This is a genomic window from Streptodolium elevatio (genome assembly GCF_040649515.1).
In the GTDB taxonomy this organism is placed as follows: domain Bacteria; phylum Actinomycetota; class Actinomycetes; order Streptomycetales; family Streptomycetaceae; genus Yinghuangia; species Yinghuangia elevatio.
In genome coordinates, this window is the sequence record NZ_JBEZFP010000048.1 from 20016 (window position 1) to 44960 (window position 24945).

Sequence of the window (24945 nt, forward strand, 5' to 3'; positions counted from 1 at the left end):
GGCTCGCAGTCGGCCGTCCACGCACGCCCTTAGCGAGGGGAGCACGCGTGTCCCAGCCCGTTCAGCCCGTTCAGCCCGTCGAGTCCGCCGACGGCGCATCCGCCGCGACGTCGGCCGAGGCGGACCTGCTGATCATCGGTGCCGGTCCCACCGGCCTGTACGCCGCCTACTACGCCGGGTTCCGCGGCCTCAAGGTCGCGGTCCTCGACTCACTCCCCGAGATCGGGGGGCAGATCACGGCGATGTACCCGGAAAAGATGATCTACGACGTGGCGGGGTTCCCGGCGGTCAAGGGCCAGGACCTCGTCGACGCGCTCGGCGCCCAGGCCGGGCAGTTCGATCCGCAATACCTGCTCGGCCACCGCGCCGAACACCTCGAACACGGCGAGGACTTTGTCACCGTCACGTGCGACACCGGCCTGGTCGTCACCGCGAAGGTGGTGCTCATCAGCGGCGGCATCGGCACGTTCAGCCCGCGTCCGCTGCCGGCCGCCGACGCGTTCTCCGGCGAGGGCGTCGTGTTCTTCGTCCCGCGCCTCGCCGAACTGGCGGACCTGGACGTGCTGATCGTCGGCGGCGGCGACTCCGCGTTCGACTGGGCGATGAGCCTGGAGCCGCTGGCGAAGTCGGTGACGCTGGTGCACCGGCGCGACAAGTTCCGCGCGCACGAGCACACCGTCCAGCGGGTGCTGGCGTCGAGCGTCGAGGTCATCACGTCCTCGGAGGTCGCGGCGCTGCACGGCAACGGCCGCGTCGAGTCGGCGGACATCGTGGCGAAGCTCGACGGCGCCACGCGCACGGTCCCCGCGCAGGCGGTGGTCGCGGCCCTGGGGTTCATCGCGGACCTGGGGCCGATGAGCCGCTGGGGGCTGGAGCAGCGAAAGCGGCACATCCTCGTCGACTCGACGATGCGTACGAATTACGCGCGCGTCTTCGCAGCCGGTGACATCGCCGACTACGACGGCAAGGTCAAGCTGATCGCGACCGGGTTCGGCGAGGCGGCGACCGCGGTGAACAACGCGATGACGGTGATCGACCCGGCGGCGAAGGTGTTCCCGGGGCACTCGTCCGACTCGGGCTGAGCCGCGCCGCGGCGGGCGTGCGGTGCTCCCGCACGCCCGCCCGACGGGCCGTCGCGGCCCGAGTCGCGCCGCCGTCCTTACTTGTGGGCGGTCAGCGCCGCAGTATGCCCGTGACCCGGTCGACGAGGCCGCCGAGTCCGCCGCGCGGCGCGCGCAGCGGTACGGACGCCTCGGTCGCTATGGCGCCGCCCACGTCCACCGCGCCCACGCCCTTGCCCGCCCCGCGCGCCTTCAGCCGCTTGGCGAGCACCGCGATGATCACCGGCAGCAGCGTCTCGGCGAGGGTGATCGCGACGTGCGCGGGAAGGCCGGTCTTCTTGGCGATGCGCCGCGCCGCGGGACCCGCCGCGCGCCGGATGACCAGGGCCAGGATGCCGCCCTTGATGCCCGCGAGCGGCAGCACCGCCTTGCCGGCGCGCGGACCGGCCGGCGCCGCGACCGGCATGGCTTCGTTGATGGCGCCCGCGACGCGCGTGGCCTCGGTCTTGTTGCGCTCGGCGTCCTCCACGAGGGCGCTGGCGATCGGGGTCACGGATTCCTGCACGATCTTGCGGGCCGCGGCGTCGTCCACGCCGAGCACCCCGGCGATCTTGTTGAGCCGGTCGTCCCCGAGCCGTTTGAGCACCTCGTCGGCGAGTGAACGCCCGCGCATCACGGTCTCCCTGCTCCGGTCCGCCGCCGCACGCGGAGGCGGACGCCGCTGTCGCCACGCGGCGGAACCGCCGGGCCCGCCTGAGACGCGGCCCATCCGCCGTACGACCCGTCAAATCTCTACAAAACGCTACGTCGGTACGGGACCGCTCGCACGGGGAGCGGCGGCCGGGCCACGCGCCGCGCATCCTGCCGCGGAGTCGGGTCCGAACCTGCTCCCGTACCGCGTCTACCCGCTCAGGCGCGGCCCAGCAGGTATTCGCCGACCTCCGAGTCGGCGCGCCCGGTCAGGTACGCGGTCAGCGCCGCCGCGAACTCGTCGAGGCTCACGTGCCCGTCGCGGTCCCGGTCCAGGCGCTCGAAGCCGGTTCGCAACTCCACCTCGGCGATGTCGGCGCGCAGCAGGCGCGCGTAGTCGTCCCGGTCGATGAACCCGTCGCCGTCCCGGTCGGCCGCCCGCGCGACCGCCAGCATCGTCGTGTGCAGGACGTGGTCGCGGCCGGCCTCGACGAACGCGGCGTACTCGGCCGCGCTGACCTGGTCGTCGCCCGCCGGGCCCGGTCGGCGGTCGGGGTCGTGCGCGGCGGCGTGTGCGTTGAGCTCCTGCCACCACTGCGCGAAGGCGTCGTACAGCTCGGCCTCGGCGGCCTCGTCGGCGTCGAGCTGCGTGACGATGGTGCGCGCCATTCCGGCCATGTCGGACCAGCTGACGTGCCCGTCGCCGGTGCGGTCGAGGATGCGGGCGAACAGGCCCGCCAGGTCCGGGTGTACACGGCGGGGAACCGCGCGTGAGCCGCGGTACGCGTCGATGTGCGTCGCGGCGAGCGGCATGTACGCCCGGCGCACCGGCAAGTGCCGTGCCGCCAGGGCCGCGGCGCGCGTCACGAGCGAGACCGCCGCCGCGGCGCCGCGCGGCACCGTCACGGGCATCTGCTCCCGGAACGGGGACGGCAGCATGGCCACGGTGCCGACGATGTACGCCTTGGCCGCGACGCCGCGCACGGCCCCCCACACCGGGGCAGGCAGGAAGGCGAGCCACTGCGGCGGCGGGAACTCCGTTTGCACGGACTCGATGAGCTGGTGCACGCCGCGCGTGTCGCGGAGAACTTCGCGGACCATGCGGTCGAAGTACACCCGGAAGTCCGCCGCGGTCTTCGGCAGTACGTGCTCCGGAATGCCGAACTCGACCGCCACCGCCCGCCATTCCCGGTACAGGCGGGCCTCGTCGTCGGCGCTCAGCGGCTCGCCGCCGGTCGCGCACATGGTGACCATCGCGTCGTAGAGCGTCAGATGCACCCAGGCCATCGCCTCCGCGTCGACCGCGGAGTACGTGCGGCCGAACTCGTCGGTGCCGTGGATGCGCCTGTGCAGGCGGCGGAGGCGGGCGTACTCCTTGGCCCGGTCGAGCCGGGGCACGTAGACCTGACGCTGGAGGCTGACGGCCGTCTGCTCGGCGCGCCGCCACGGGTGCTTGCGGTAGGTCGAGTGGTCGGCGACGGCCGCACCGACCATCGGGTGCCCGGTCTCCAGGACCAGCGCGCGGCCGATCACCAGCATCAGCCGCCATTGCCCGAGGTAGCGCCAGGTCAGCGAGTCGGGCCCGGGGAAGTCGGGGCTCAGCCCGGTGCCGGTGGGGGCCGGATCCGGATCGGGGTTCGCCTTCGGATCGCCGGTCATGCGGTGCCTCCCTGGCCGTGCGCGCGCCTCGGATTCGGGAGCGGGTCCACCGACACCATGATGTGACCAGTGGTTACGGTGCGCATCCGGGGCGCGTTCAGCGCACACCGTCGGCGCGGCCCCGGTGGGGTCTAGGCGCGGTCCTCGCGCGCCCGGGACGTCGGCCTCCGGCGTCCGCCGGGACCCCGTAGGCTCGGCGCGGTATGCGATGGCGGGCATCGCCCGGAACCGGCAGCGGAGTTGGGGGCAGTACGTGGACGACCAGCAGCGGTGGGGACAGCAGCCCGGGTGGCAGGATCCGCAGGGGTCCCCGCCTCCTCAGGGGTTCCCGCCCCCGCAGGGGCCCGGAGCGCCGCCGCCGGCCCAGGGGCAGTCCGCCCACGGGCAGCCGCCGCAAGGGCAGCCACCGCAGGGTCCGCCGCCCATGCCGGGGTACGCGCCGGATCCCGCGCACGCCGCCGGTCCCCCCGGTTCCGACCACCCCGGTCCGGCGCGGCCGCAGTACCCGCCGGGGCCCGGGGGCCCCGGCGCCCCCGGTAACGGTCCGGGCGGCCCCGGCGGCCCGGGGCACGGCAGCGGGCCCGGCGGGCGCGGCCGCCGCAACCTCGTGCTCGGCATCGGCGCGGCGGTCGTAGTGGCGGCCCTCATCGGCGGAGGAATCTGGTTCCTCACCGACGACGACGGGGACGACGCACCCAAGTCGGGGAGCGCGCAGCAGCCGATCGGCAACCTCGCACCCGCCTCGCCTCCTCCGGGCTCGGACGACACACCCGGGGCCGCGTCGCCGAAGACGCCGTCTTCGGCGACGGGCAAGACGGGCACCGGCAAGGCGACGACCGGCGCGACCGGAACAGGGACCGCGGGCCCCGAGGCCTCGTCGACCGCGGGCGGGGCGGCACCCGGTGCGGCGAAGTGCGACCCGGCGCCCGGGGCCCCGGGGAAGACGACGTACCCGAGCGCGCCGCCGATGACGATCGACACGTCCGCCGCGTACACGATGAACCTGGTGACCAGCTGCGGCACCGTCACCGTGAAGCTGAACGCCGCCAAGGCGCCGACGACGGTGAACTCGTTCGCGTTCCTGGCCGGCAAGAACTATTTCGACCACACGCCGTGCCACCGGCTCACCACCGAGGGCATCTTCGTGCTCCAGTGCGGTGACCCGACCGGATCCGGCTCGGGCGGTCCCGGCTACGAGTTCGCCGACGAGAACCTCGCGGGGGCGACGTACCCGGCCGGCACGGTCGCGATGGCCAACTCCGGTCCGGGCACGAACGGCAGCCAGTTCTTCCTGGTCTACAAGGACTCCCAACTGCCGCCGCAGTACACGCCGTTCGGCACCGTCACGGGCGGCATGGAGGTGCTGGAGCAGGTGGCCGCCGACGGCGTGTGGGACGGCTCGGGCGACGGCCCGCCCAAGGCCCTCATCGTGCTCGACGAGGTCACCGTCACCAAGAAGTAGCCGCACTCGGCTGCGCCTGCCGTCAGCAGCAGGCGCAGCCGTCCGCACACGCGCACCCGCCGCCGTCCTCGGTGCCGTCGACGGCCGTTCCGGTGGCCGGGACCGCGACGCAACAGCCTTCACCACGCCAGGCGTTGACGCCCTCCTTGACCGCGATGGCCGCGATGAGCAGCGCGGCGACCGGGTCGGCCCAGGACCAGCCGAGTGCGGCGTTCAGGACGAGCCCGGCCAGGAGTACGGCGGACAGGTATGTGCACAGCAGTGTCTGCCTGGAATCGGCGACCGCACTGGCGGAACCGAGTTCGCGGCCCGCACCGCGTTGCGCGGCGGACAGGAACGGCATCACCGCGAGCGACACGGCGGCCAGCACAATTCCGGTGACCGACCGGTCCGCGTCGCCGCCTGCGACGAGTGCGCGAACGGCGTCGACGGCCACGTACGCCGCGAGCACGAAGAACGACAACGCGATGACGCGGAGCGCACGTTGCTCCCGGGCGTGCCGCGCGTGGTGGTCGCGCGCGGCGAACTGCCAGGCGACGGCGGCGGCCGAGGACACCTCGATCACGGAGTCGAGGCCGAACCCGATCAGTGCGGTGGACGACGCCGCGGTGCCCGCGACAAGCGCGACGATGGCCTCGACGACGTTGTAGGCGATGGTCGCGGCCACCAAAAGGCGTATGCGCCGGGCCAAGGCGTCGCGTCGGCGCGGGTCGGGGCCGAGCGACACGGCCAGGGGCGCGGTCATCGGCAGCAGCCTTGTTTCGCGGCGTCCGGGCAGGTCGGCGGGTCCTGGGCGGACAGTTGTACGCCGCGCAACGTCTCCAGGACCGCGGCGAGTTCCGGGCGGGCCAGCTCGTACCGTGTGCGCCGCCCGACGGGGACGGCCACGACGAGGCCGCAATCGCGCAGGCACGCAAGGTGGTTCGACAGGCGCGTGCGCGAGATGCCGAGGGTGTCGGCGATGTCCGCCGGGTGCGCGGGGGTGTCCTTCAGCATCAGCAGGACGCGGCAGCGGATCGGGTCGGCCAGCGCGCGCCCGAAGCGGACCAGCGCGTCGATGTCTTCGTCGGCGGCAAGCACGGCAGCAGTGGCCTCGGGGGCAGCGGGAGCAGCAGGGGCAGCGACTGAGGGCGGCATGGCAGGAGCGTACAGGGAACCCTGAATTCAGAAAACCCTGAACCACGGACGCTTCGGCGCACGCATCCACCCGAACGGCCCGGTGCGCCCGCCCGACGGCTCGCCGCACCCGCCCCATGATCGTCAGGACGGGCCGCAACGAGTCGGAGGAGACCCTTACGTGAGAACGCTGTCCCCGCTGCGCCGCGCGGTCGCGGCCGGTGCCCTGGTCCTGGCCGCGGTCGTGCCGACCGCGGTTCCCGCGCAGGCGGGTTCCGGGGCCTCGGGCCTTCCCGGCCGCCTGGACGCGGCGATCCGGCAGACGATGGACGAGGCCGGCATCCCGGGCGTGGTCGTGGGCCTGTGGCGGCCGGGCCATCCCGACTACGTGCGCTCGTTCGGCGTCGCCGACACCACGACCGGCGCGCCGATCGCCGATTACATGAACTTCCGGATCGGCAGCGAGACGAAGACGTTCACGGTGACCGCGCTGCTCCAGCTCGTCGACGACTGCCTGGTCGGGTTGGACGACCCGATCGCCAAGTACGTCGACGGCGTCCGCGACGGCGAGAACATCACCCTGCGGCAACTGGCCGGCATGCGCAGCGGGTTGTTCTCGTACAGCGAGGACGCCGACTTCGCCACGGCCCTGCTGTCGGACCCCGAGCGGCAGTGGACTCCCGAGGAGCTGCTGCCGTACGGGATGAAGCACGAGAACAAGTTCCCGCCGGGGGCGGCCTTCGACTACTCCAACAGCAACCTGGTGCTGCTCGGCCTGGTGGTGGAGAAGGTGACCGGCCGCAAGCTCGCCGACGTCATCCACGACCGCGTCCTGCGGCCGGGACGCCTGCACCGCACGCTGTTCCCGACGGGCGCGGAGTTCCCGTCGCCGCACCCGCGCGGCTACACGAACCAGACGCTGACCGGCGAGACCGCCGACGCCACGGACTGGAACCCGAGTTGGGGCTGGGCGGCCGGCGCCATGATCTCCAACCTGCGCGACCTGCGCGTGTGGGCGAAGGACCTGGCCACCGGGACCCTGCTCAGCCCCGCCACCCAGGCCGAGCGCCTGACGATGCAGCCCATCGGCGTCCCCGGCACCTCGTACGGGCTCGGGATCTTCGACAGCAACGGTTGGATCGGCCACAACGGTTCGCTGCCCGGCTACGAGAGCGTCACCGTGTACCTGCCGGAGGAGGACGCCACGCTGGTGGTCCTGCTGAACACCGACTCGTTCCACAACGGGCAGGAGCCCAGCACCCTGCTGGCGAAGGCGATCACGACGATCGCCACCCCGGGCCACATCTACGACTGAGCCGACCGCCGTTGGGGCGGGCGCGACTTCGGTCGGCGGACGGAACGGGCGCGGGCGCCGCAACGGCACCCGCGCCCGTTGCGCGCTACATGTTGATCATGTGGCCGGCGAGGCCGTGGACGGCCTCCTTGACCGCTTCACCGAGGGTCGGGTGGGCGTGCACGTTGCGGGCGATCTCGTGGACGGTGAGGTCCCACTGCTGGGCCAGGGTGAGTTCGGGGAGGAGCTCGGTGGCCTCGGGGCCGATGAGGTGGGCGCCGAGAAGTTCGCCGTACTTGGCGTCGCTGAGGATCTTGACGAACCCGACCGCCTCGCCGAGGCCGTGCGCCTTGCCGTTGGCGGTGAAGGGGAACTTCGCGACCTGGACGTCGTAGCCCTGCTCGCGGGCCTGCGCCTCGGTGAGGCCGAAGCTGGCGATCTGCGGCTGGCAGTACGTCGCGCGCGGCACCATGACGTACTCGACGGGCATGGTCTCCGCGCCGCCGATGGTCTCGGCCGCGACGACGCCCATGGCCTCCGCGGTGTGCGCGAGCATCAGCTTGGCGGTGACGTCGCCGATGGCGTAGATGTGCGGCACGTTGGTGCGGCAGTACGCGTCGATGTCGATCGCGCCGCGGTCGGTGAGGCGTACGCCGGTGTTCTCCAGGCCGTAGCCGGTCACCCGCGGCTGGAAGCCGATGGCCTGGAGGACCTGGTCGGCGCGCAGTTCCCGGCGTTGGCCGTCCTTGCCGGTGACGGTGACCGTGACGCCCGACGCGTCCTCGGCGATGGCCTCGACGCGGGTCGAGGTGAGGACGTCGATGCCGAGCTTGCGGTAGCGGCGGGCGAGTTCGGCGGAGACCTCCTGGTCCTCCAGCGGGACCACGCGGTCCAGGAACTCGACGACGGTGACACTGACGCCGAAGCTGTTCATGACGTACGCGAACTCGACGCCGATGGCACCCGCGCCGACGATGACGATGCTGGCGGGGAGCTTGTCGGCGAGGATCTGCTCCTCGTAGGTGCGGACCCGCTCGCTGAGTTCCGTGCCGGGCAGCAGCCGCGTGGTGGCGCCCGCGGCGATGACGGCGTTGTCGAACGTGACGCGCGAGGCGGTGCCGTCGGCGTGGGTGACCTGGAGGCTGTTGGCGTCGAGGAAGGAGCCGACGCCGGCGTACTGCGTGATGTCGTTCTTCTTCATCAGGTAGTGGACGCCCTTGACGCGGCCGTCCGCGACGCGGCGGCTGCGGGCGTGCGCCGCACCGTAGTTGAGGGTGACCGGGCCCTCGATGTCGATGCCGAAGCCCTTGGCGTCGTGGGTGACGATGTGGGCCAGTTCGGCGCTGCGCAGCAGGGCCTTGGAGGGGATGCAGCCGACGTTGAGGCAGACGCCGCCCCAGTACTTCTCCTCCACGATCGCGGTGCGCAGCCCCAGCTGCGACGCGCGGATCGCGGCGACGTAGCCGCCCGGTCCCGCCCCCAGGACCACCACGTCGAAATGTCCGTCGGCCATGCCGATTGCCCCTCTCGGTCGTGTCTCGATCGGTTCCACGTGCTATCCCAGCATCACGGTTCGGTCACCGCACACTCGGGGTATTGACGCCCGGACGCCGGGCTGCCCTCTAGCGGGGCAGACGCCGCCACAACGGGCGGGGCATCAGGCGCATTCCCGCAAAGACCGGGCGCAGCGTTCCGGGGACCCAGACCTCGCCTTTCCCGCGCACCAGGGCCTTGACGGTCGCGTCGGCTACCTGGTCCGGGGTGCTGGACAGCGGCGCGGGCTTCATGCCCTCGGTCATGCGGCCGATCACGAAACCGGGGCGGACCAGCAGGAGATGGACACCGCTGCCGGCGAGGGCGTCGGCGAGGCCGCAGGCGAATCCGTCGAGTCCGGCCTTGGCGGAGCCGTAGACGTAGTTGGCCCGGCGTACGCGCACCCCCGCGACGGACGAGAACACCACCAGGCTGCCGCGGCCCTGGGCGCGCAGCAGGGTCGCCAGGTGCGTGAGGATGCTGACGTGCGCGACGTAGTCGGTGTGCACGACGGCGAGGGCGTGCTCGGCGTCGGTCTCGGCGCGCTGCTGGTCCCCGAGGATGCCGAATGCCGTGACGACGACGTCCAGCGGGCCGTACGTCTGCGCGATGCGGTCCAGGAAGTCCCGGTGCCCCGCGGTGTCGTCGGCGTCGAACTCCTCGCGTACGACGTCGGAGGCGCCCGCCGAACGCAGTTCGGCCTCCTGGGCGTCGAGGTCCGCGCTGCGGCGTGCCGCGAGGATGACGCGGTGCGCGCCGCGCCGGGCGAGGCGTACGGCGACGGCCAGGCCGATCTCGCTGCGGCCGCCGAGGACGAGGACTGTTCCGTTCGGTTTCCCGTTCGCTTCCGTCACGGGGACAGTCTGCCGGACCGTGGAGGCTGGGCGGGAATCAGCTGCGGGCGGGTCACGCCGGTACGTCGCTTCCGCGCGCCATGTCAGCGGCCGCGCGCCAGATAGAGCTGAAAGGCGCGGTGCAGCGGGCCGTTGAGGGCGTACTCCCACTCCCCCATGTTCTCCACGACGTGCCCGCCGGTGCCGAGCTTCCAGCGCAGCACGCCGAATCTGCGGTCGTCCGCGTCGATGACGGGGCTGACCATGCGCATGTCGTAGATGGGGATGCCGCGCGCGTGGGCGTCGCGGATCATCCGCCATTGCAGGGCGTGGCTCGGCCGCACCTCGCGGCCTTGGTCGGCGGACGCGCCGGTCTGGTACCAGACGCGGTTCCCGACGCTGAGCATGGTGTGGGCGGCGAGCAGGCGGCCTTGGTGGCGGGCGAGGTACAGGCGCATGCGCCCGGGTTCTTCGGTGTTGAGGACGCGGTACTGGCGGCTGTAGTACTCGAGCGTGCGGCCGAGGCGGAAGCCGTTGCGGGCCTCGGTGACGCGCAGGAGGTCGAAGAACTGGGGGAGGTCGGCGGGGCCGCCGACGGTCGTCTCGACGCCCGACTTCTCGGCCTTGGCCAGGCCGCGCCGCCACTCCTGGTTCATGCCCGCGCGTATGTCGTCGAGTCCGCGGCCCTGCATCGGCAGGTGGAACACGTAGCGCGGCTGGGCGTCGTCTCCGCCTCCCGAGCCGGCGGCGCGCCAGCCGCGTGTGTGCAGGCGGTTTGCCAGGGTGGCGCCGACCGGGTCGATCTCGTCGGGGGTGACCTGGTCGAGGTGGGTCAGGCCGCGCTTGACCGCGTCCTTGACGGTCTCGCCGTACCAGCGCCGGTGGGCGGGTGCGGGGCCCATGCGTACCGTGAACACGCCTTGTGCGCGCAGGTGGGCGAGCAGCGGGTCGAGCCAGCGGTCGATGTCGTGGTCGTCCCAGTCGATGACGGGGCCTTCGGGCAGGTAGGCGAACCACAGCGGCAGCTTCGGCACCTTGCGGTAGAGCACGAGGGCGGCGCCGACCTGCGTGCCGTTGGTGTCGAACCATCCGACGCTTTCGCCGCGCCAGCCGGTCTTCACCTCCGCCCAGGCGGGGTACTGCAGGAATGCGGGATCAGGTCGTGAGCGCAGGTACGCGAAGTGCTCGCGGCGGTCGATCGGGGCAAGGACGAGGCTCCGCCCGGGTATCGGCGGAGCGCTCGGGGTGCGCAGCAGTGTGGCCATGATCCGTATCCCCTCCGACGAGCGTTCTCGGTGTCCCGTCGTTCCTTGCGACTCCGGGTCGGCGGGTTTGTGTTGCACATTTCCGAGCGGAAATTCCGAGATATTTCGGTGGCCGAAATCGTGCAACGCGAGTACGTGCCGAGGGCGTCAGTTATGGGGGAAGGCGGGTCGTCGCGGGGCCGGACGCGTGCTCGCGGGTCCGGCTGACGCACGGTCAAACGGGTGCTGCCGATCGCCCGTTCGGGGCGTGCGACGGCCCGTCAGGTGGCGCAATCGCCAGTCTGGTCGCACCGTGGACGAATGATCGTCGCGCAGGGTCTGACCAAGAGGTACGGGGACAAGACGGCCGTCGACGGCGTCGACTTCACGGTCCCCTCCGGAACGGTGACGGGCTTCCTCGGTCCGAACGGCGCCGGCAAGTCGACCACAATGCGCATGATCCTCGGCCTGGACCGGCCGAGCGCGGGCGATGTGACCGTCAACGGGAAGCGGTACGCGCAGCTGGCCGCTCCGCTGCACGAGGTGGGCGCGCTGCTGGACGCGAAGGCGATGCACGGTGGGCGTACCGCGTACAACCATCTGCGTTGGCTGGCCGCGTCGAACCGGTTGCCGCGGCGCCGCGTGGACGAGGTGATCGCGATGGTCGGCCTCGGGGAGGTCGCACGGAAGCCGGCGAAGGGGTTCTCGCTCGGCATGGGCCAGCGGCTGGGCATCGCGGCGGCGATGCTGGGCGATCCGGGTGTCCTGATGTTCGACGAGCCGGTCAACGGCCTCGACCCCGAGGGCATCCTGTGGATCCGCAATCTGATGAAGCAGCTCGCGTCGGAGGGCCGCACGGTCTTCGTGTCGAGCCATCTGATGAGTGAGATGGCGCTGACCGCCGAGCACCTGGTGGTGATCGGCCGCGGCCGCATTCTGGCCGAGACGGACATGGTCACGTTCATCAACCAGAACTCCACGAACTATGTGCGGGTGCGCTCTCCTCAGCAGGAGGCCCTGCGCGACCTGCTGCACGCGGAGGGCCTGCAGACGTCGGCGAACGGCGACGGGTCGTTGCGCGTTGAGGGCGCGAACACCGTGCGGATCGGCGACGCGGCCGGGCAGGCCGGCATCTGGCTCCATGAACTGACGTTGGTGCAGTCCTCGCTGGAGGAGGCGTTCATGCGGCTGACGGCGGACAGCGTGGAGTACCACGCGGGGGTGCCGGGTGGGGTGGCCGGTGCCGTGCCCGGTGCTGTGCCCGCTGCGGGCGCGGGCGCGGTTCCGGGGGCGGTTCCGGGCGCTCCTCCGGGCGCGGGGCCGGGAACGGATCCCGGTGCGACCCCGGGTTCGGCGCCGCAACCGGGCGGCGTGCCCGGGTGGGGTCCGCCGCAGGCTCCCGGCAGCCGACAGGAGGGCAAGTGATGACGGCGGCCACGCAGGTCGTGAACGTCCCCGAAGGCGATTCGGTCCCGGAGGGCAGGATCGGGTTCGGCGCCTTCCTGAACGCCGAGTGGATCAAGATCCGCACGGTGCGCTCGACGTTCTGGACGCTGGTTTCGCTCGCCGTGGTCAGCATCGGCCTCACGGTGCTCATCTGCGCGCTGTCCGCCGACTCGCTGGCCAAGGACCTCGCGGAGACGCCGCCCGACGCGGACGCGCACCCGGACGAACTGATCAGCGTCGGCGTGGTCTTCGGACAGGTCGCGGCGCTGGTGCTGGGCGTCATGGTGATGTCGTCGGAGTACGCGACGGGCATGATCCGGGCGACGCTGACGGCGATGCCGCGGCGTACCTCGGTGCTGGTCGCGAAGGCGGTGGTGCTGGTCGCGCTGCTGTTCGTCATCGGCACCGTCGTGGCGTTCATCGGCTACTTCGCGGGCAACGCCTTCTTCGAGAACAAGGACATCGGCGTCTCGCTCGACTCCCCCGGGGTGACGCGCGCGCTGATCGGCAACGGCCTGTACGTCGCCGTCCTCGGCCTGTTCGGCTTCGCGCTGGCGCTGCTGATGCGGCACACCGCGGGTGCGATCACGGTCGGCCTGGCGATGATCTTCGTGGTGGGTTCGCTGGTCTCGCTGCTGCCCGGCTCGTGGGGCGACTGGGTGAGCAAGCTGATGCCGGGCAACGCGGGCGGTGCGGTCACCGCGGCGCGGCAGTACGACGATTCGCTGCTGAGCCCGTGGGTCGGCTTCGGCGTGTTCTGCGCGGAGGTGGGCGTACTGCTCGTGCTCGGGTGGTGGCGGTTCACGCGCAAGGACGCGTGACCCCGACCCGTTCGGCGGAGCGCGCGCTCGGCCGGACGGGTCGACGCTGTCAGTCTTACGGGTGCAGGCCCTGCGCCGCGCCGTCCCCGGCGTCGTCACCGGGGCAGGGTTGCCGGTGTGACCGACGCGCCAACCGCCCAGACGCCACCGGGTCCGTCCCCTTCCTCGGACGAACCGCTGGTCGTCCTCAAGGGTGTCAACAAGCATTTCGGGTCGCTGCACGTGCTGCGCGACATCGACCTGACCGTGGACCGCAACGAAGTCGTCGTGCTCATCGGGCCGTCCGGTTCGGGCAAGTCGACGCTGTGCCGCACGATCAACCGCCTGGAGAGCATCGAGTCCGGCACCATCACGCTGGACGGCCGGCCGCTGCCCGAGGAGGGCCGCCCGCTGGCCAGGCTGCGCGCCGAGGTCGGCATGGTGTTCCAGTCGTTCAACCTGTTCGCGCACAAGACGGTGCTGGACAACCTGACGCTCGGACCGATCAAGGTGCGCAAGCTCGGCAAGGCGGAGGCCGAGAAGCGCGCGCGTGAACTGCTGGACCGCGTCGGACTCGCCGATCAGGCCGACAAGTTCCCGGCCCAGCTGTCCGGCGGCCAGCAGCAGCGCGTCGCCATCGCGCGGTCGCTGGCCATGGACCCGAAGGTCATGCTCTTCGACGAGCCGACCTCGGCGCTCGACCCGGAGATGATCAACGAGGTGCTCGAGGTGATGCGGTCGCTCGCGGCCGAGGGCATGACGATGATCGTGGTCACCCACGAGATGGGGTTCGCCCGTTCGGCGGCCAACCGCGTCGTGTTCATGGCCGACGGGCAGATCGTCGAGGTGCGGCCGCCGCTGGAGTTCTTCGAGTCGCCGCGCAGCGAACGGGCGCGCGACTTCCTGTCCAAGATCCTCCACCACTGAGGAGCGGGAGGGACATGCGCAACAGTTCACGTACGCCCGCCCGCGCCCCGGGCCCCGCCCTGGGCCGCGTGCCGGGTCGCGAGCCGGCTCGTGCGCTCGCTCGGCGGCCCGGTCGGCGTCTGGCCGCCCTGGCGGCCGCCGCGGCGCTGCTGGCGGCGGTCGGCTGCGGCAAGGAGGGCACCCCGCCGCCGAAGGGGCCGGACCAGGGCGACCTGCCGACGTACGAGGTCAACGTCGACGCCGACGTGCCGGATTCGCCCACGTGGCGCAACGCCAAGGAGCGCGGGCGGCTGATCGTCGGCACCAAGGCCGACCAGCCGTACGTCGCGCAGCAGGACCCGGCGACCGGGTTCTACTCCGGGTTCGACATCGAGATCGCCAAGATGATCGCGGCCGACCTCGGCTTCGGCGTCGACCGCATCGAGTTCAAGTCGATCGCGTCGGCGAACCGCGAGACCGCGATCCAGAACGGCCAGGTCGACTACTACGCGGGCACGTACACGATCAACGACAACCGCAAGAAGACGGTCGGGTTCGCCGGGCCGTACTACATGGCCGGGCAGTCGCTCCTGGTGCGCAAGGACGAGGACGGCATCAACGGGCCGCAGGACCTCAACGGGAAGAAGGTCTGCTCGGCGGCCGGTTCGACGCCGTACCAGCGGCTCCAGAAGGACTACCCGAAGGTCAAGCTGATCGGCTACGACAGCTACTCGGTGTGCGTCGACAACCTCATCAGCCTCCAGGTGGACGCGGTGAGCACCGACGACACGATCCTCATGGGCTATGCGGCCAAGGTGCCCGACCAGCTGAAGATGGCCGGGCAGCCGTTCTCGCAGGAGCCCTACGGCATCGGGGTGCCGCGCAACGACCGGGCGTTCCGGCTCGCGGTCGACGACGCGATCGAGAAGCACGAGGCGAACGGCGACTGGAAGCGGGCGTACGACGCGACCCTCGGCCTGTCCGGGGTCCCCGCGCCCACGCCGCCGCCGATCGACCGGTACTAGCGCAGGGGCTGCCGACGATGAACGTCCTCTTCGACAACTGGGACACGTACTGGGAAGGGTTTCTCGGCACGCTCAAGCTGACCGTCGTCGCGTCGGCGCTCGCGCTGGCGCTCGGCGTCCTGGTCGCGGCGTGCCGGGTCTCCCCCGTCGCACCCATGCGGGTGTTCGGCGCGGTGTGGGTGAACGTGCTGCGCAACACACCGCTGACGCTCCTGTTCTTCGCGGTCGTGCTGGGCCTGCCGCGCTTCGGCGTCGTCATGCCGTTCTTCGTCTTCGCGGTGCTCGCGCTCGGCTGCTACACGTCGGCGTTCATCTGCGAGGCGGTGCGGTCGGGCATCAACACCGTGCCCGCGGGGCAGGGCGAGGCCGCGCGGAGTCTGGGCATGACGTTCGGCCAGACACTGGGCCTGATCGTGCTGCCGCAGGCGTTCCGGGCGGTCATCCCGCCGATCGGCAGCACGCTGATCGCGCTGGCGAAGAACTCCGCGATCGCCGGGTCGTTCAGCGTGGTCGAACTGCTCGGCACGTACCGCACGCTCAATGAACTCGGCTTCAGCATCGTGTGGACCTTCGTGTGGATCGCGGTCGGCTACCTGATCATCACGCTGTCGATCAGCGCGGCCTTCGGCCTCATGGAGAAGCACTGGAAGGTGGCCCGGTGACCGGCAGCCAGATGGGCCAGGCGGACCAGGTGGACCAGGCGAAGGACGGCACGGCGAAGGACGGCACGGCGAAGGCCGGGCGGCGCATGCGCCGCCAGGGGGCCCTGGAGAGCACGGCGCTGTACGACGAGCCCGGGCCCAAGGCGCTCGCGCGCCACCGGACGTACGGCATCGTGGCGTCGCTGGTGCTGGCCGGCATCGTCGCGTGGGTGGTCTACAAGCTGTTCGACACCGAGCAGTTCACCGCGGACAAGTGGAACGCCTTCACCTACAAGGGGATCCAGGAACTGCTGCTGCGCGGTCTCGGCAACACGCTGCGGGCGTTCGCGTGGGCGGCGGTCCTGTCCCTGGTGTTCGGTGCGGTGTTCGCGGCCGGCCGGCTGTCGGACCACCGGGTCGTGCGGTGGTTCTCGACGCTGGTCGTGGAGTTCTTCCGGGCGATGCCCGTCCTGGTGATGATCTTCTTCATCTTCATCGCGCTCAAGACGGAGCCGAGGATCGCGCTGATCGCGGGCCTGACGCTCTACAACGGCTCGGTGCTGGCGGAGGTCTTCCGGGCGGGCGTGCACGCGGTGCCGCGCGGGCAGAGCGAGGCGGCGTACGCGCTGGGCATGCGCAAGACGCAGGTGATGTCGTACGTGCTCATCCCGCAGGGCGTGCGCACGATGCTGCCGGCGATCATCAGCCAGCTGGTGGTGGCGCTGAAGGACACTTCGCTTGGCTTCCTGATCTCGTACGAGGAGTTCCTCTACGCGGGCAAGCAGATCGCCACCAACCTGGACTACAGCCTGCCGTTCATCCCGGTCGTGATGGTCATCGCACCCGTCTACATCGGCATGTGTATGGCGCTGTCGGGCCTCGCGAAGTGGATCGAGCGGCGGGGGCGGCGGAGCAAGCGCACCGCCTGAGGGAGCGCCACCGGGTCTTCGGCGGACGCGCGCGTGCCCCCGGGATCGTGCGGGAGACGGTGGCACCGCCGACAACTGAGCGGCTGTCAGATGTGCTGCGAACCACACCCCGGCCGGGACTGTCCCGGCCGGGGTTTTGTGTTGTCAGGAGCGATGAGTTCGACCCGGAAAACCGGTCGAAAGAAGGGACGGCACCAGGAAGCATTGAGGAACGAACCCTTCCTATTTGAATCCTAGAGTCGTGAGTGCAGGAAGGCAGAGGGGCGACGGACCGCCCGGGGGCGAAGGAGACACTTGTGAAGAACAACGCGAGCACCGCAACTGCCGCCGCGACCCGCGGCGACGGCCCGGTGGCCTCCTTCATCCGGTTCGTGGTCTTCGGGGGCGGGACCGGCCTGGCGGCGAGCGCCGTACTGCTGGTCCTGGCGCAGCACATGTCCCTGGCGGCGGCCAACGCGCTGGTGACCGTGGCCTCGACCGTCGTCGCGAACGAACTGCACAGCCGCCTGACCTTCCGCAGCGGCCAGACCGGCTGGCGGATGCACGTCAAGTCGACCGGAACCGTCGTGGTGAGCTACCTGTTCACGACGACCGCGATGGTGGTCCTGCACGCCGTGGCCGCGAGCCCGAACGTCGTCACCGAGCAGGCCGTGTACCTGACGGCGTCCGGCCTCGCCGGCATAGGCCGCTTCGCGGTCCTGCGGGTGTACGTCTTCGCCGCCGACCGCCGCAAGGCCGCGGCGTCCCGTCCGACCGAGAAGCTGGCCATCGCACCGGTGTCGGCCCTGGACCGCGGCGCGGTCGTGGTCGCGGCCTGACGCCGACCGCGGCGTCCCGCAGCCCGGCACCTCCCGGTGCGCGAACCGGGCCCCACGTACCTTCTGACGCACCACACCTGAGCCGATCGGCCACCCCCGGGCCGGTCGGCTCAGGCCTGTCCGTGCGGACCCGCTCTTTCAGGTCGCCGGCAGGGCGGCGGCGCGGAAGCCGACCGGCACGGGCGGGTCGGTCACGATGCGGGTGTCGAGGAACTCCCACCAGTCGTCCTGCGTCACGCGCTCGGACTCCCAGGCGGCCTCGGACTTGAGCCCGGCGAGGGCCTTGCGGTACGCGCCCCAGGCGGCCTCGTCCTCGAACGCGGCCCAGTTCTCCAGCACGTACACGTCGCCGACCACGCTGTAGTACCAGCGCACTTCGCGGACCATCGGCAGATCGCGGTAGAACCACCGCTCGCGCTGCTCCAGCCAGGCCCAGAATGCCTTCTGGTCGCGGCGCGAGCGCTCCGTCAGCTTCATTCGGTACACGAGGTGGATCACCGGTACCTCCCCCGCCGCCCCGACGAGCGGACCGGCACATGCTATTGACGCGGAACGGCGTTCCACAATGGTCGGCTCAGCCGCGGCGCGGGGCCGCCGCGGGGCGAGGGCGCGCCTGCGTCGGCGACTGTTCGGGGGCGGCGCGAGGCCGGTTCCGGGCCGGAACCGGGCCGGAACCGTGCTGAGTCGGCGCCTCTCGCGACCCTTCGGCTCGAACAAATTTCCGCGCATCGGATTCGTTCACTCGTTCGATCGAATCGCGCCGTGATTCCTCGCTCGGGGCCGCCGTGCGGCGTAGCGTCGAAGACGTAGCGGACCCGAATCCCGTATCAGGAGGCGGCCATGACCGACCCCATCGTCCTCGCCGTGGGCACCCGAAAGGGGCTGTGGCTCGGCCGTTCCGAAGACGGCGGCCAGGCCTGGGACTTCACCGGTCCGCACCATCCGATGACGGGCGTCTACTCGGTGCTGATCGACAAGCGTGGCCCGGCCCCACGGCTGCTCGCGGGCGTGACCAGCGAGCACTTCGGGCCGGCGGTCGCCGCGACCGACGACTTCGGGGCCACTTGGGGCGCACCGAGCGAAGGGGCGATCGCGTTTCCCAAAGATGCGGATGCGTCGGTCGAGCGGGTCTGGCAGCTGCAACCCGGGGCGCCCGGCTCCCCCGACACGCTGTATGCGGGAGTCGAGCCGTCCGCGCTGTTCCGATCCGAGGACGGCGGCCGTTCCTGGTCGCTTGTGCGGGGGCTGTGGGACCATCCCCACCGTCCGCAGTGGACACCTGGGTTCGGCGGCATGGCGATCCACACCGTGCTCCCCCATCCGACCGAGGCCGGCGACATGACGGTGGCGATGTCGACCGGTGGCGTCTACCGCACGCGAGACGACGGCAAGTCCTGGGAGGCGTCCAACACGGGCATCCGCGCGTACTTCCTGCCCGACCAGTACCCGGAGTTCGGGCAGTGCGTGCACAAGGTGGCCCGGCATCCGGAGCATCCAGACCGCCTCTTTTTGCAGAACCACCACGGGGTCTACCGCAGCGACGACGGAGGGGCGACCTGGAACTCGATCGCCGAGGGCCTGCCCAGCGACTTCGGCTTCCCGATCGCGGTGCATCCCGACCGTCCGGAAACGGTCTACGCGTTTCCGCTGGTGGCCGACGCGATGCGCTTCCCGCCCGAGGGCCGCTGCCGCATCTACCGCAGCGACGACGCCGGGGAGACCTGGACAGGCCTCGAGGACGGCCTGCCCGACGAGGGCTTCTGGACCGGCGTGATGCGCGACGCGCTGTGCATGGACGACACCGCCGAGCCGAACGTCTACTTCGGCACGCGGTCGGGCGAGGTCTACATAGGGCGCGAGGGCGGCGCGCAGTGGCACCGCGTGGCCGAGCACCTGCCCGACGTCCTGTGCGTACGCGCGGCGGTGGTGCCGGCAGCCTGACCGGTCGAGTCCGGGCCGAGTCCGGGCCGGTGACGACTGATCACGACCGATCCCGGCTGATCGCGGCCGCCCCCGACTGATCGTGACCACACCGGCTGGTCGCGGCCGTTCGCTTTCGACACCGCGCCGTCTGCGAGGCCCCCTACCTCGGCATTGCTTAGCCCGGCTTAACGCTCGTTACGAGGATCGGCGTTGTTCGGGGCCCTTGGGTACCCGATTGTGGAGTGGCGGAAGACCAATGCCATTCCTGGGAGCGGACCTGATGGGCAGCAGCACGATGCCGGAGACCGACCACCACCACAGGGTCGGAGTCGAGACCTTCCGGTTGGCCGTGATCATCGGCGGCGTGCGCGAAGGCCGGTTCGGCAACGTCGTCGCCGACTGGTTCATCCGCCAGGTCGAGCGGCGCGACGAGCTGGACATCGACGTGATCGACCTGGCCGAGGTCGACCTGCCATTCGAGGTGGAAGGCCGGGCGGAATCGGAACCCCACGATCCCGGTCACGCCGTCTCGTCCGCGTTCACCGTGCGCCGCCGTCTCGACGCGGCCGACGCGTACGTGGTCGTGACCCCCGAGTACCACGACACGACGGCTCTGCGGCGCCTCGTCGACTGGCACGGGAGGCCGTGGCAGGCAAAGCCGGTGGGCTTTGTGGCGTACGGCGGCACCACCAGGGGCGGGTACGCCGTCGACCAGTTGCGCCCGCTGTTCGCCGACCTGCACGCGGTTCCGGTGCGGGGGCAGGTGACGCTGCCGTACGCCTGGGAGTTGTTCGACGAGGACGCCTCCTCGCGGCAGGCCGCCGCGACCGAGGAGGCCGCGCAGGCGATGCTCGACCAGCTCGCGTGGTGGGCGGTCACGCTGCGGCGCGGGCGCGAGCGGCACCCGTACGCCGCCTGAGCCGACCCGAACGACCGAGCACCCGCCGATAACCCGCCGAGGTCACCACCCCTTCGAACCCAGGCACCGCGCACCGGCCGCGGGATGTACGTCCCCCGTGGCATCTTCCCGGCCGAGGTGCGGTGCCTGTCGGGTGCATGTCCGGTGCTCCCCGCCGGACATGCACCGGCACGTCCCGCCGCGGCCGTCGACATCCGTCCCGTCGACGGCCGCGGCACATCCGCGGTACATCCGCTGCAAGGAGTCACTGTGTACCGTCAGCGCATCGACCTTCCGGCGGCCGCGTCCGGGGGTTACCAGGCGCTGGCCCGGCTGGACAGCCTGATCCGCCGCGACGGGCTGGTGGACGACCGGCTGCGCGAGCTGGTCAAACTGCGTACGTCGCAGATGAACGGCTGTGCCCTGCACCTGGAATGGCACTCGCGCGAGGCCCTGCGGCTCGGTGAGACCCAGCAGCGCCTGCACCACCTCGCGGGCTGGCGGGAGTCACCGTTGTTCTCTCCGTCGCAGCGCGCCGCACTCGCCCTCGCGGAGGCGGTGACACATCTGGGGCCCGAGGGCGTACCGGACGCCGTGTACGCCGACGCCGAACGCCACTTCGGCCCCCAGCAGTTGGGCAACCTGATCCTCACGGTGGCGGTGACCAACGCCCTGAACCGCATAGCCGTCACCGCACGCCTCCAGCCCGACGCACCGCCGTCTCCGCCGTTTCCAAGGACGACGAACCGCGAGGCGCCCTGACGCGCACGAACTTCGCCTATCCGCCGCGCCGACGCAGAGGCTGAAGCCAGGGCCAGAGGGCGAACATCCCGAGCACCAGCACGCTTCCGGTCAGCGGCGGCATTACATCGTTGTCGAGACCGTCGTGATCGGGGTGGAGCACCAAGGCGTGGAACAGCCACGGGATGATGAGGAAGCCGAGCAGCACCCTTTGTGCGAAGGCCCACGCGCGGCATGCCGACGCTCGGCAATGCTGTCGGCGCACGCGGCGTCATGGCGGTGTCGTCGGCGTCGTCGTGGCTTCTGTCCGTGGCCGTGCTCCCCGTGAGTTCCCGTGGGTTCCCGAGTTACCGCAATCGCCGGGGGGCGTACTTGAGGCAGATCGCGCCATGGCTGCCGGTCGGAACTCCGCGGCAGCGAGCCCGGCCCGAAACCGGGCCGGGCTCTGCTCGTGCTCCGCGTTCCGTGCTCCGCCCGGTCCCTGCCGCTTGCGCGGGTCCCGGCCGGCCCCTACGTGTCAATGAGCGGCGGCGGCAGCGGTGGCAGCAGCGGCGGCGGAGGTGTTCGGCTCGTGAGCACCTGCGTTGTCGCCGTCGGCTCGATCGGCGGGAGCGGCGGGGTCGGCACCGGCGGTCCGGGAGGTGACGCGGCCGCCGGTCGGGGCGCGGAGGTTCCGTACCTCGGGTGCGCCCAGTGCGGCCGCGGTCACCACGGCGATCAGCGCCGCGCACAGCAGCAGCGCGGTGCGCGGGCCGACCGCGTCCGCGAGGGGCGCGGCGGCGATGAGTCCGAGGGGGCCGAACATGAACGAGCCGAGCCCGTCGTACGCGGCGACCCGCGACAGTGCCTCGCGCGGGATCTCCCGTTGCATCGTCGTCTCCCACATGACGCCGAAGACGTCGAAGGCGGCGCCGGTGACGAAGGCGCCGAGCGCGACGACGTACACCGGGGCGCCGATGCCCAGCAGCGTGATGGGCAGCGTCACCGCGAAGATCATCACGGTGGCGACCATGAGCGGCCGCCGCGGCCGGATCCGGATGGCGAGGAACACGCCCGCGAGGGTGCCGAGGCCCTGCCCGGCGAGGATCATCGACCACGCCGGGGCCCCGCCGAGGTCGGACTTCGCGACCACCGGACCGAGCACTCCGAACGCGGCCTGCATCGCGGCGATGACGAAGGCGAACTGGAGGACGATCACCCAGAGCCACTGGCGCGACGAGAACTCCCGCCAGCCCTCCCGGAGATCGCTCACCATGGAGGTGCGGCCGCGCGACGTTCCGCGCGGCAGGCGCAGGGCCGCGAGCAGCAGCGCGGAGACCACGAAGCCCGCGCCGTTGACCGCCAGCGCCCACCCGGACCCGACCAGTGCCACCGCGCCGCCCGCCGCGGCCATCCCGAGCAGGCGCGCGCTGTTGACGCCGAGGCGGAGTACGCCGTTGGCCGTCTGCAGGTGTTCGTCCGGGACGACGTCGGGGACCACGCCGGTCAGCGCCGGGTAGTAGAGCGCGAGGGCGATGCCCGTGACGGCGGCGAGCAGCGCGATCCCCGGCACCGGCGCATGCCCGGTGACGAACATCGCCGCGAGGGCGAAGAACGCGGCGGCCGAGGCGAGTTCGGCCGTCATCATCAGACGCGTACGGGAGATCCGGTCGGCGATGACCCCGCCGAAAAGCATGAGCGCAATCTGCGGCACCGTCTGGGACGTCAGGACGATGGTCAGGGTGGTCGCGTTCGCCCCCGGCAGATCCAGTACGCCGAACGCCAGTGCCACCGGCCCGAACGCCGCCGCGAGCACGGAGATGGTGCGGGCCAGGAACAGCAGCCGAAACCTCGGGTCGGCGAACAGGTCGCGTCCCCGGATGCGCGCGTCGTCCCGAGGTGGCGAGCCACGCCGTGGCCCGCCGTGTGTGACGGCGTCGGGGGTCTCGTTCGGCAGTCCTCCCGGCACCACCGCGCCGTTCTCCGATCCGTCGATACGCGCGACCCCCACGGCCTGCGCGTGGACAGCCTGTGCCTGTGCCTGGCCGGCCTGCGCGCGCACGGCCTGCTCCCGGGCGGTCCGCGCGCCCGCCTGTGCCTTCTGCTTGCGACCGAACATGTCGGCGCACCACCCCTCTTCATCCGTGCTGTCGTATTCGTACGCGCGCCGGCGGCCCGGACCCGTCGCCTGTGCCGTCCCGCGGTCACCCGCCCCCGGGCGCGGATCCGCCCGGCCGCCGGTCGCGCTTCAGGGCAGGTCGACGGCGATGACGACCTTGCCGCGGCCGTGGCCGGTCTCGACCTCGCGGTGGGCGTCGGCCGCGTCGGCAAGTGCGTACGTGCCGCGGATGTGCAGGGCGAACACGCCCTTGGTCCACAAGTCGGCGAGTTCGGCGAGGCGTTCGCCGCTGCGCGCGCCGCTCCACTCGCGCAGGCCGAGTTCCCGGGCGGCTTCGTCGGAGACCATGGTGAGGACCCGGCTGCGGTCCTTGGTGAGTTCGACGGAGTCGCGCAGCGCCTCGGGGTCGGCGGCGTCGAGTGCGGCGTCGACGCCGTCCGGGGCGATCGCCCGCACGCGGTCGACGAGGCCGGGGCCGTAGGTGACCGGGACGGCTCCGAGGGAGCGCAGGTAGTCGTGGTTGCGCTCGCTGGCGGTGCCGATCACGGTCGCCGCTCCGCGCGCCTTGGCGAGTTGCACGGCGATGGTCCCGAGGCCTCCCGCGGCCGCGTTGATCAGGACGGTGTCGCCCGGGCCGACCGCGAGTTGGCTGAGCGCCATGTGTGCGCCTTGGCCGTTTCCGGAGAGCGCCGCGGCGATCTCCCAGGGCATGTCGGCGGGCTTGCGGGCGAGTTGGTCCGCGGGGACGACGATGAATTCGGCGTACGCGCCCGTGGTCGCGAACCCGAGGACCTCGGCGCCCGGCGCAAGGCCGGTCACCCCCTCCCCGATCTCGTCGACGACACCTGCGAACTCGTTGCCCGGCACGGCGGGCCTCTCCGGGAAGCCGGGCGTCATCGCGGGCGGGAACCGCCCGGCGCGCAGACCGGTGTCGAAGGGCATGACGCCGGCGGCGCGCACCTTGACGCGTACCTGGCCGGGCCCGACGTGGGGGGTGGGGATCTCGGCGATGTGCAGGACCTCGGGTCCGCCGAACGTGGTGACGACTGCCGCCTTCATGGTGGCCTGCCTCTCGAAAAATAACGGAGTGGAGCGCTCCGTTAAACTATAACGGAGTGGAGCGCTCCGCAATGACTATCCTGGTGACCATGAGCACGAGCGAACGGCCGCGCAGGCGGGGCCGCCAGGCCGAAGCGGCGCGCAACGACCTGCGACTGCTGGCCGCGGCCCGCGAGGTCTTCACCACCCAGGGCGCCGACGCCCCCGTCTCCGCGGTCGCCGAGCGCGCGGGCGTGGGCATCGCGTCCTTGTACCGGCGGTACGGCACCAAAGAGGAACTGCTCCAGAGACTCACGGTGTTGGCCGCCGAGCAGTACTCGGAGGCGGCCCGCGCCGCGCTCGCCGTCGAGGACCCGTGGGAAGGCCTGTGCCACTACGTGCGCGAGTGCGTCGCGTTCGGCCCAGGCTCCCTCGCGCCGATCGCCGGGACCGTGCGCTTCACCGAGGAGATGGCGGAAGCCGGCCGCCGCTCGGACGAACTCGCCGAGCAGGTCGTCGCGCGCGCCCACCGCGCGGGCGTCCTGCGCGCCGACGCCACGACCATCGACGTGTTCCTGGTGATCGAGCAGTTCTCGCGGCGTCCGCCGGTGCCGACCTCCGAGGACGCGAACGCGCGCGAGCGGCTGGTCGCCCTCGTCCTCGACGGTCTGCGGGCCCGCGCGGACAACGCCGACTTCCCGCTGCCCGGCCACGCGCCCACGGCGGAGCGATACGACGAACTGTGGAACGCCGGCTGAACACCGCCTGACGATTCGCGTGCGCCGAAGCG

Annotated in this window: 25 protein-coding genes; 14 read left to right on the forward strand and 11 right to left on the reverse strand. The window is 71.6% G+C overall.

Annotated elements, in window-relative coordinates; translation table 11 throughout:
* Positions 1 to 47 precede the first annotated feature (47 nt).
* Positions 48 to 1082: an NAD(P)/FAD-dependent oxidoreductase gene (locus tag AB0C36_RS19565; protein WP_358355653.1), complete on the forward strand. Its 1035-nt coding sequence runs from the start codon at positions 48 to 50 to the stop codon at positions 1080 to 1082.
* A 91-nt stretch (positions 1083 to 1173) separates the two neighbouring features.
* Here AB0C36_RS19565 and AB0C36_RS19570 read toward each other — a convergent pair whose 3' ends face one another.
* Together AB0C36_RS19570 and AB0C36_RS19575 are read right to left on the reverse strand one after the other, a co-directional pair.
* Positions 1174 to 1734, reverse strand: coding sequence for a hypothetical protein (locus tag AB0C36_RS19570; protein ID WP_358355655.1), 561 nt, complete (start codon positions 1732 to 1734; stop codon positions 1174 to 1176).
* Positions 1735 to 1970: 236 nt separating this feature from the next.
* A complete protein-coding gene (locus AB0C36_RS19575) occupies positions 1971 to 3410 on the reverse strand; it encodes an oxygenase MpaB family protein (protein WP_358355657.1) in 1440 nt (479 codons plus the stop codon).
* A 424-nt stretch (positions 3411 to 3834) separates the two neighbouring features.
* On the opposite strand from AB0C36_RS19575, the gene AB0C36_RS19580 reads away from it, so the two are divergent.
* On the forward strand, positions 3835 to 4872 hold the full coding sequence (locus AB0C36_RS19580; RefSeq protein ID WP_358355659.1) for a peptidylprolyl isomerase: 1038 nt from the start codon (positions 3835 to 3837) through the stop codon (positions 4870 to 4872).
* 22 nt (positions 4873 to 4894) lie between these two features.
* Here the strand turns inward: AB0C36_RS19580 and AB0C36_RS19585 are convergent, their stop codons facing one another.
* Positions 4895 to 5617 (reverse strand): cation efflux transmembrane domain-containing protein, encoded by a 723-nt coding sequence (locus AB0C36_RS19585; protein ID WP_358355661.1) that lies wholly within the window; start codon positions 5615 to 5617, stop codon positions 4895 to 4897.
* Positions 5614 to 5952, reverse strand: coding sequence for an ArsR/SmtB family transcription factor (locus AB0C36_RS19590; protein WP_435839075.1), 339 nt, complete (start codon positions 5950 to 5952; stop codon positions 5614 to 5616). Before AB0C36_RS19590 ends, AB0C36_RS19585 begins: the two co-directional genes overlap by 4 nt.
* Positions 5953 to 6169: 217 nt before the next feature.
* Between AB0C36_RS19590 and AB0C36_RS19595 the strand changes: the two genes are divergently transcribed.
* Positions 6170 to 7303, forward strand: a complete 1134-nt coding sequence (locus tag AB0C36_RS19595; RefSeq protein WP_358355665.1) for a serine hydrolase domain-containing protein — start codon at positions 6170 to 6172, stop codon at positions 7301 to 7303.
* An 85-nt stretch (positions 7304 to 7388) separates the two neighbouring features.
* Here the strand turns inward: AB0C36_RS19595 and lpdA are convergent, their stop codons facing one another.
* The 3 genes from lpdA to AB0C36_RS19610 all read right to left on the reverse strand — a co-directional run bounded on the left by lpdA (position 7389) and on the right by AB0C36_RS19610 (position 10913).
* On the reverse strand, positions 7389 to 8795 hold the full coding sequence (lpdA, locus tag AB0C36_RS19600; protein WP_358355667.1) for a dihydrolipoyl dehydrogenase: 1407 nt from the start codon (positions 8793 to 8795) through the stop codon (positions 7389 to 7391).
* A gap of 109 nt (positions 8796 to 8904) precedes the next feature.
* On the reverse strand, positions 8905 to 9669 hold the full coding sequence (dprE2, locus tag AB0C36_RS19605; protein WP_358355669.1) for a decaprenylphospho-beta-D-erythro-pentofuranosid-2-ulose 2-reductase: 765 nt from the start codon (positions 9667 to 9669) through the stop codon (positions 8905 to 8907).
* Between the two features lie 83 nt (positions 9670 to 9752).
* Entirely contained in the window at positions 9753 to 10913 is a 1161-nt protein-coding gene (locus AB0C36_RS19610; RefSeq protein ID WP_358355671.1) for a lipid II:glycine glycyltransferase FemX, read from the reverse strand.
* Between the two features lie 300 nt (positions 10914 to 11213).
* Here AB0C36_RS19610 and AB0C36_RS19615 point away from each other — a divergent pair, with 300 nt between their 5' ends.
* From AB0C36_RS19615 to AB0C36_RS19645, 7 genes are all read left to right on the forward strand, one after another.
* On the forward strand, positions 11214 to 12317 hold the full coding sequence (locus AB0C36_RS19615) for an ABC transporter ATP-binding protein (protein ID WP_358355673.1): 1104 nt from the start codon (positions 11214 to 11216) through the stop codon (positions 12315 to 12317).
* Positions 12317 to 13159: a DUF2705 family protein gene (locus tag AB0C36_RS19620; RefSeq protein WP_358355675.1), complete on the forward strand. Its 843-nt coding sequence runs from the start codon at positions 12317 to 12319 to the stop codon at positions 13157 to 13159. Before AB0C36_RS19615 ends, AB0C36_RS19620 begins: the two co-directional genes overlap by 1 nt.
* Positions 13160 to 13336: 177 nt before the next feature.
* Complete coding sequence (locus AB0C36_RS19625) at positions 13337 to 14065, forward strand: amino acid ABC transporter ATP-binding protein (protein ID WP_358355708.1); 729 nt, start codon at positions 13337 to 13339, stop codon at positions 14063 to 14065.
* A gap of 14 nt (positions 14066 to 14079) precedes the next feature.
* A complete protein-coding gene (locus AB0C36_RS19630; RefSeq protein WP_358355677.1) occupies positions 14080 to 15069 on the forward strand; it encodes a glutamate ABC transporter substrate-binding protein in 990 nt (329 codons plus the stop codon).
* Positions 15070 to 15086: 17 nt separating this feature from the next.
* Positions 15087 to 15731, forward strand: a complete 645-nt coding sequence (locus AB0C36_RS19635) for an amino acid ABC transporter permease (protein WP_358355678.1) — start codon at positions 15087 to 15089, stop codon at positions 15729 to 15731.
* A gap of 86 nt (positions 15732 to 15817) precedes the next feature.
* Positions 15818 to 16639 carry an amino acid ABC transporter permease gene (locus tag AB0C36_RS19640; RefSeq protein WP_358355710.1) on the forward strand — a complete coding sequence of 274 codons (822 nt, stop codon included), beginning with the start codon at positions 15818 to 15820 and terminating at the stop codon, positions 16637 to 16639.
* Between the two features lie 296 nt (positions 16640 to 16935).
* The gene (locus AB0C36_RS19645; RefSeq protein ID WP_358355679.1) at positions 16936 to 17457 is read left to right on the forward strand and encodes a GtrA family protein; all 522 of its coding nucleotides are present in this window, start codon (positions 16936 to 16938) and stop codon (positions 17455 to 17457) included.
* A 138-nt stretch (positions 17458 to 17595) separates the two neighbouring features.
* On the opposite strand, the gene AB0C36_RS19650 is transcribed toward AB0C36_RS19645, so the two are convergent.
* On the reverse strand, positions 17596 to 17955 hold the full coding sequence (locus AB0C36_RS19650) for a hypothetical protein (protein WP_358355681.1): 360 nt from the start codon (positions 17953 to 17955) through the stop codon (positions 17596 to 17598).
* A gap of 342 nt (positions 17956 to 18297) precedes the next feature.
* Between AB0C36_RS19650 and AB0C36_RS19655 the strand changes: the two genes are divergently transcribed.
* From AB0C36_RS19655 to AB0C36_RS19665, 3 genes are all read left to right on the forward strand, one after another.
* Positions 18298 to 19398: a beta propeller repeat protein gene (locus tag AB0C36_RS19655; RefSeq protein ID WP_358355683.1), complete on the forward strand. Its 1101-nt coding sequence runs from the start codon at positions 18298 to 18300 to the stop codon at positions 19396 to 19398.
* 262 nt (positions 19399 to 19660) lie between these two features.
* Positions 19661 to 20299 (forward strand): NADPH-dependent FMN reductase, encoded by a 639-nt coding sequence (locus AB0C36_RS19660; protein ID WP_358355685.1) that lies wholly within the window; start codon positions 19661 to 19663, stop codon positions 20297 to 20299.
* A gap of 249 nt (positions 20300 to 20548) precedes the next feature.
* Positions 20549 to 21040 (forward strand): carboxymuconolactone decarboxylase family protein, encoded by a 492-nt coding sequence (locus AB0C36_RS19665; RefSeq protein WP_358355687.1) that lies wholly within the window; start codon positions 20549 to 20551, stop codon positions 21038 to 21040.
* 16 nt (positions 21041 to 21056) lie between these two features.
* On the opposite strand, the gene AB0C36_RS19670 is transcribed toward AB0C36_RS19665, so the two are convergent.
* The 3 genes from AB0C36_RS19670 to AB0C36_RS19680 all read right to left on the reverse strand — a co-directional run bounded on the left by AB0C36_RS19670 (position 21057) and on the right by AB0C36_RS19680 (position 24176).
* A complete protein-coding gene (locus AB0C36_RS19670) occupies positions 21057 to 21227 on the reverse strand; it encodes a hypothetical protein (protein WP_358355688.1) in 171 nt (56 codons plus the stop codon).
* A 309-nt stretch (positions 21228 to 21536) separates the two neighbouring features.
* Complete coding sequence (locus AB0C36_RS19675) at positions 21537 to 23117, reverse strand: MFS transporter (protein ID WP_358355690.1); 1581 nt, start codon at positions 23115 to 23117, stop codon at positions 21537 to 21539.
* 129 nt (positions 23118 to 23246) lie between these two features.
* Positions 23247 to 24176: an NADP-dependent oxidoreductase gene (locus AB0C36_RS19680; protein ID WP_358355692.1), complete on the reverse strand. Its 930-nt coding sequence runs from the start codon at positions 24174 to 24176 to the stop codon at positions 23247 to 23249.
* An 89-nt stretch (positions 24177 to 24265) separates the two neighbouring features.
* Here AB0C36_RS19680 and AB0C36_RS19685 point away from each other — a divergent pair, with 89 nt between their 5' ends.
* Entirely contained in the window at positions 24266 to 24913 is a 648-nt protein-coding gene (locus tag AB0C36_RS19685; protein WP_358355693.1) for a TetR/AcrR family transcriptional regulator, read from the forward strand.
* Positions 24914 to 24945: the final 32 nt, after the last annotated feature.

Excerpts from the sequence above, each read along its gene's own strand:
- AB0C36_RS19570 (WP_358355655.1), bottom strand. The coding sequence starts at position 1,734 with ATGCGCGGGCGTTCACTCGCCGACGAGGTGCTCAAACGGCTCGGGGAC.
- AB0C36_RS19575 (WP_358355657.1), bottom strand. The coding sequence starts at position 3,410 with ATGACCGGCGATCCGAAGGCGAACCCCGATCCGGATCCGGCCCCCACC.
- AB0C36_RS19580 (WP_358355659.1), top strand. The coding sequence starts at position 3,835 with ATGCCGGGGTACGCGCCGGATCCCGCGCACGCCGCCGGTCCCCCCGGT.
- AB0C36_RS19585 (WP_358355661.1), bottom strand. The coding sequence starts at position 5,617 with ATGACCGCGCCCCTGGCCGTGTCGCTCGGCCCCGACCCGCGCCGACGC.
- lpdA (WP_358355667.1), bottom strand. The coding sequence starts at position 8,795 with ATGGCCGACGGACATTTCGACGTGGTGGTCCTGGGGGCGGGACCGGGC.
- AB0C36_RS19610 (WP_358355671.1), bottom strand. The coding sequence starts at position 10,913 with ATGGCCACACTGCTGCGCACCCCGAGCGCTCCGCCGATACCCGGGCGG.
- AB0C36_RS19615 (WP_358355673.1), top strand. The coding sequence starts at position 11,214 with ATGATCGTCGCGCAGGGTCTGACCAAGAGGTACGGGGACAAGACGGCC.
- AB0C36_RS19620 (WP_358355675.1), top strand. The coding sequence starts at position 12,317 with ATGACGGCGGCCACGCAGGTCGTGAACGTCCCCGAAGGCGATTCGGTC.
- AB0C36_RS19630 (WP_358355677.1), top strand. The coding sequence starts at position 14,080 with ATGCGCAACAGTTCACGTACGCCCGCCCGCGCCCCGGGCCCCGCCCTG.
- AB0C36_RS19635 (WP_358355678.1), top strand. The coding sequence starts at position 15,087 with ATGAACGTCCTCTTCGACAACTGGGACACGTACTGGGAAGGGTTTCTC.
- AB0C36_RS19640 (WP_358355710.1), top strand. The coding sequence starts at position 15,818 with ATGCGCCGCCAGGGGGCCCTGGAGAGCACGGCGCTGTACGACGAGCCC.
- AB0C36_RS19655 (WP_358355683.1), top strand. The coding sequence starts at position 18,298 with ATGACCGACCCCATCGTCCTCGCCGTGGGCACCCGAAAGGGGCTGTGG.
- AB0C36_RS19660 (WP_358355685.1), top strand. The coding sequence starts at position 19,661 with ATGGGCAGCAGCACGATGCCGGAGACCGACCACCACCACAGGGTCGGA.
- AB0C36_RS19675 (WP_358355690.1), bottom strand. The coding sequence starts at position 23,117 with ATGTTCGGTCGCAAGCAGAAGGCACAGGCGGGCGCGCGGACCGCCCGG.
- AB0C36_RS19680 (WP_358355692.1), bottom strand. The coding sequence starts at position 24,176 with ATGAAGGCGGCAGTCGTCACCACGTTCGGCGGACCCGAGGTCCTGCAC.
- AB0C36_RS19685 (WP_358355693.1), top strand. The coding sequence starts at position 24,266 with ATGAGCACGAGCGAACGGCCGCGCAGGCGGGGCCGCCAGGCCGAAGCG.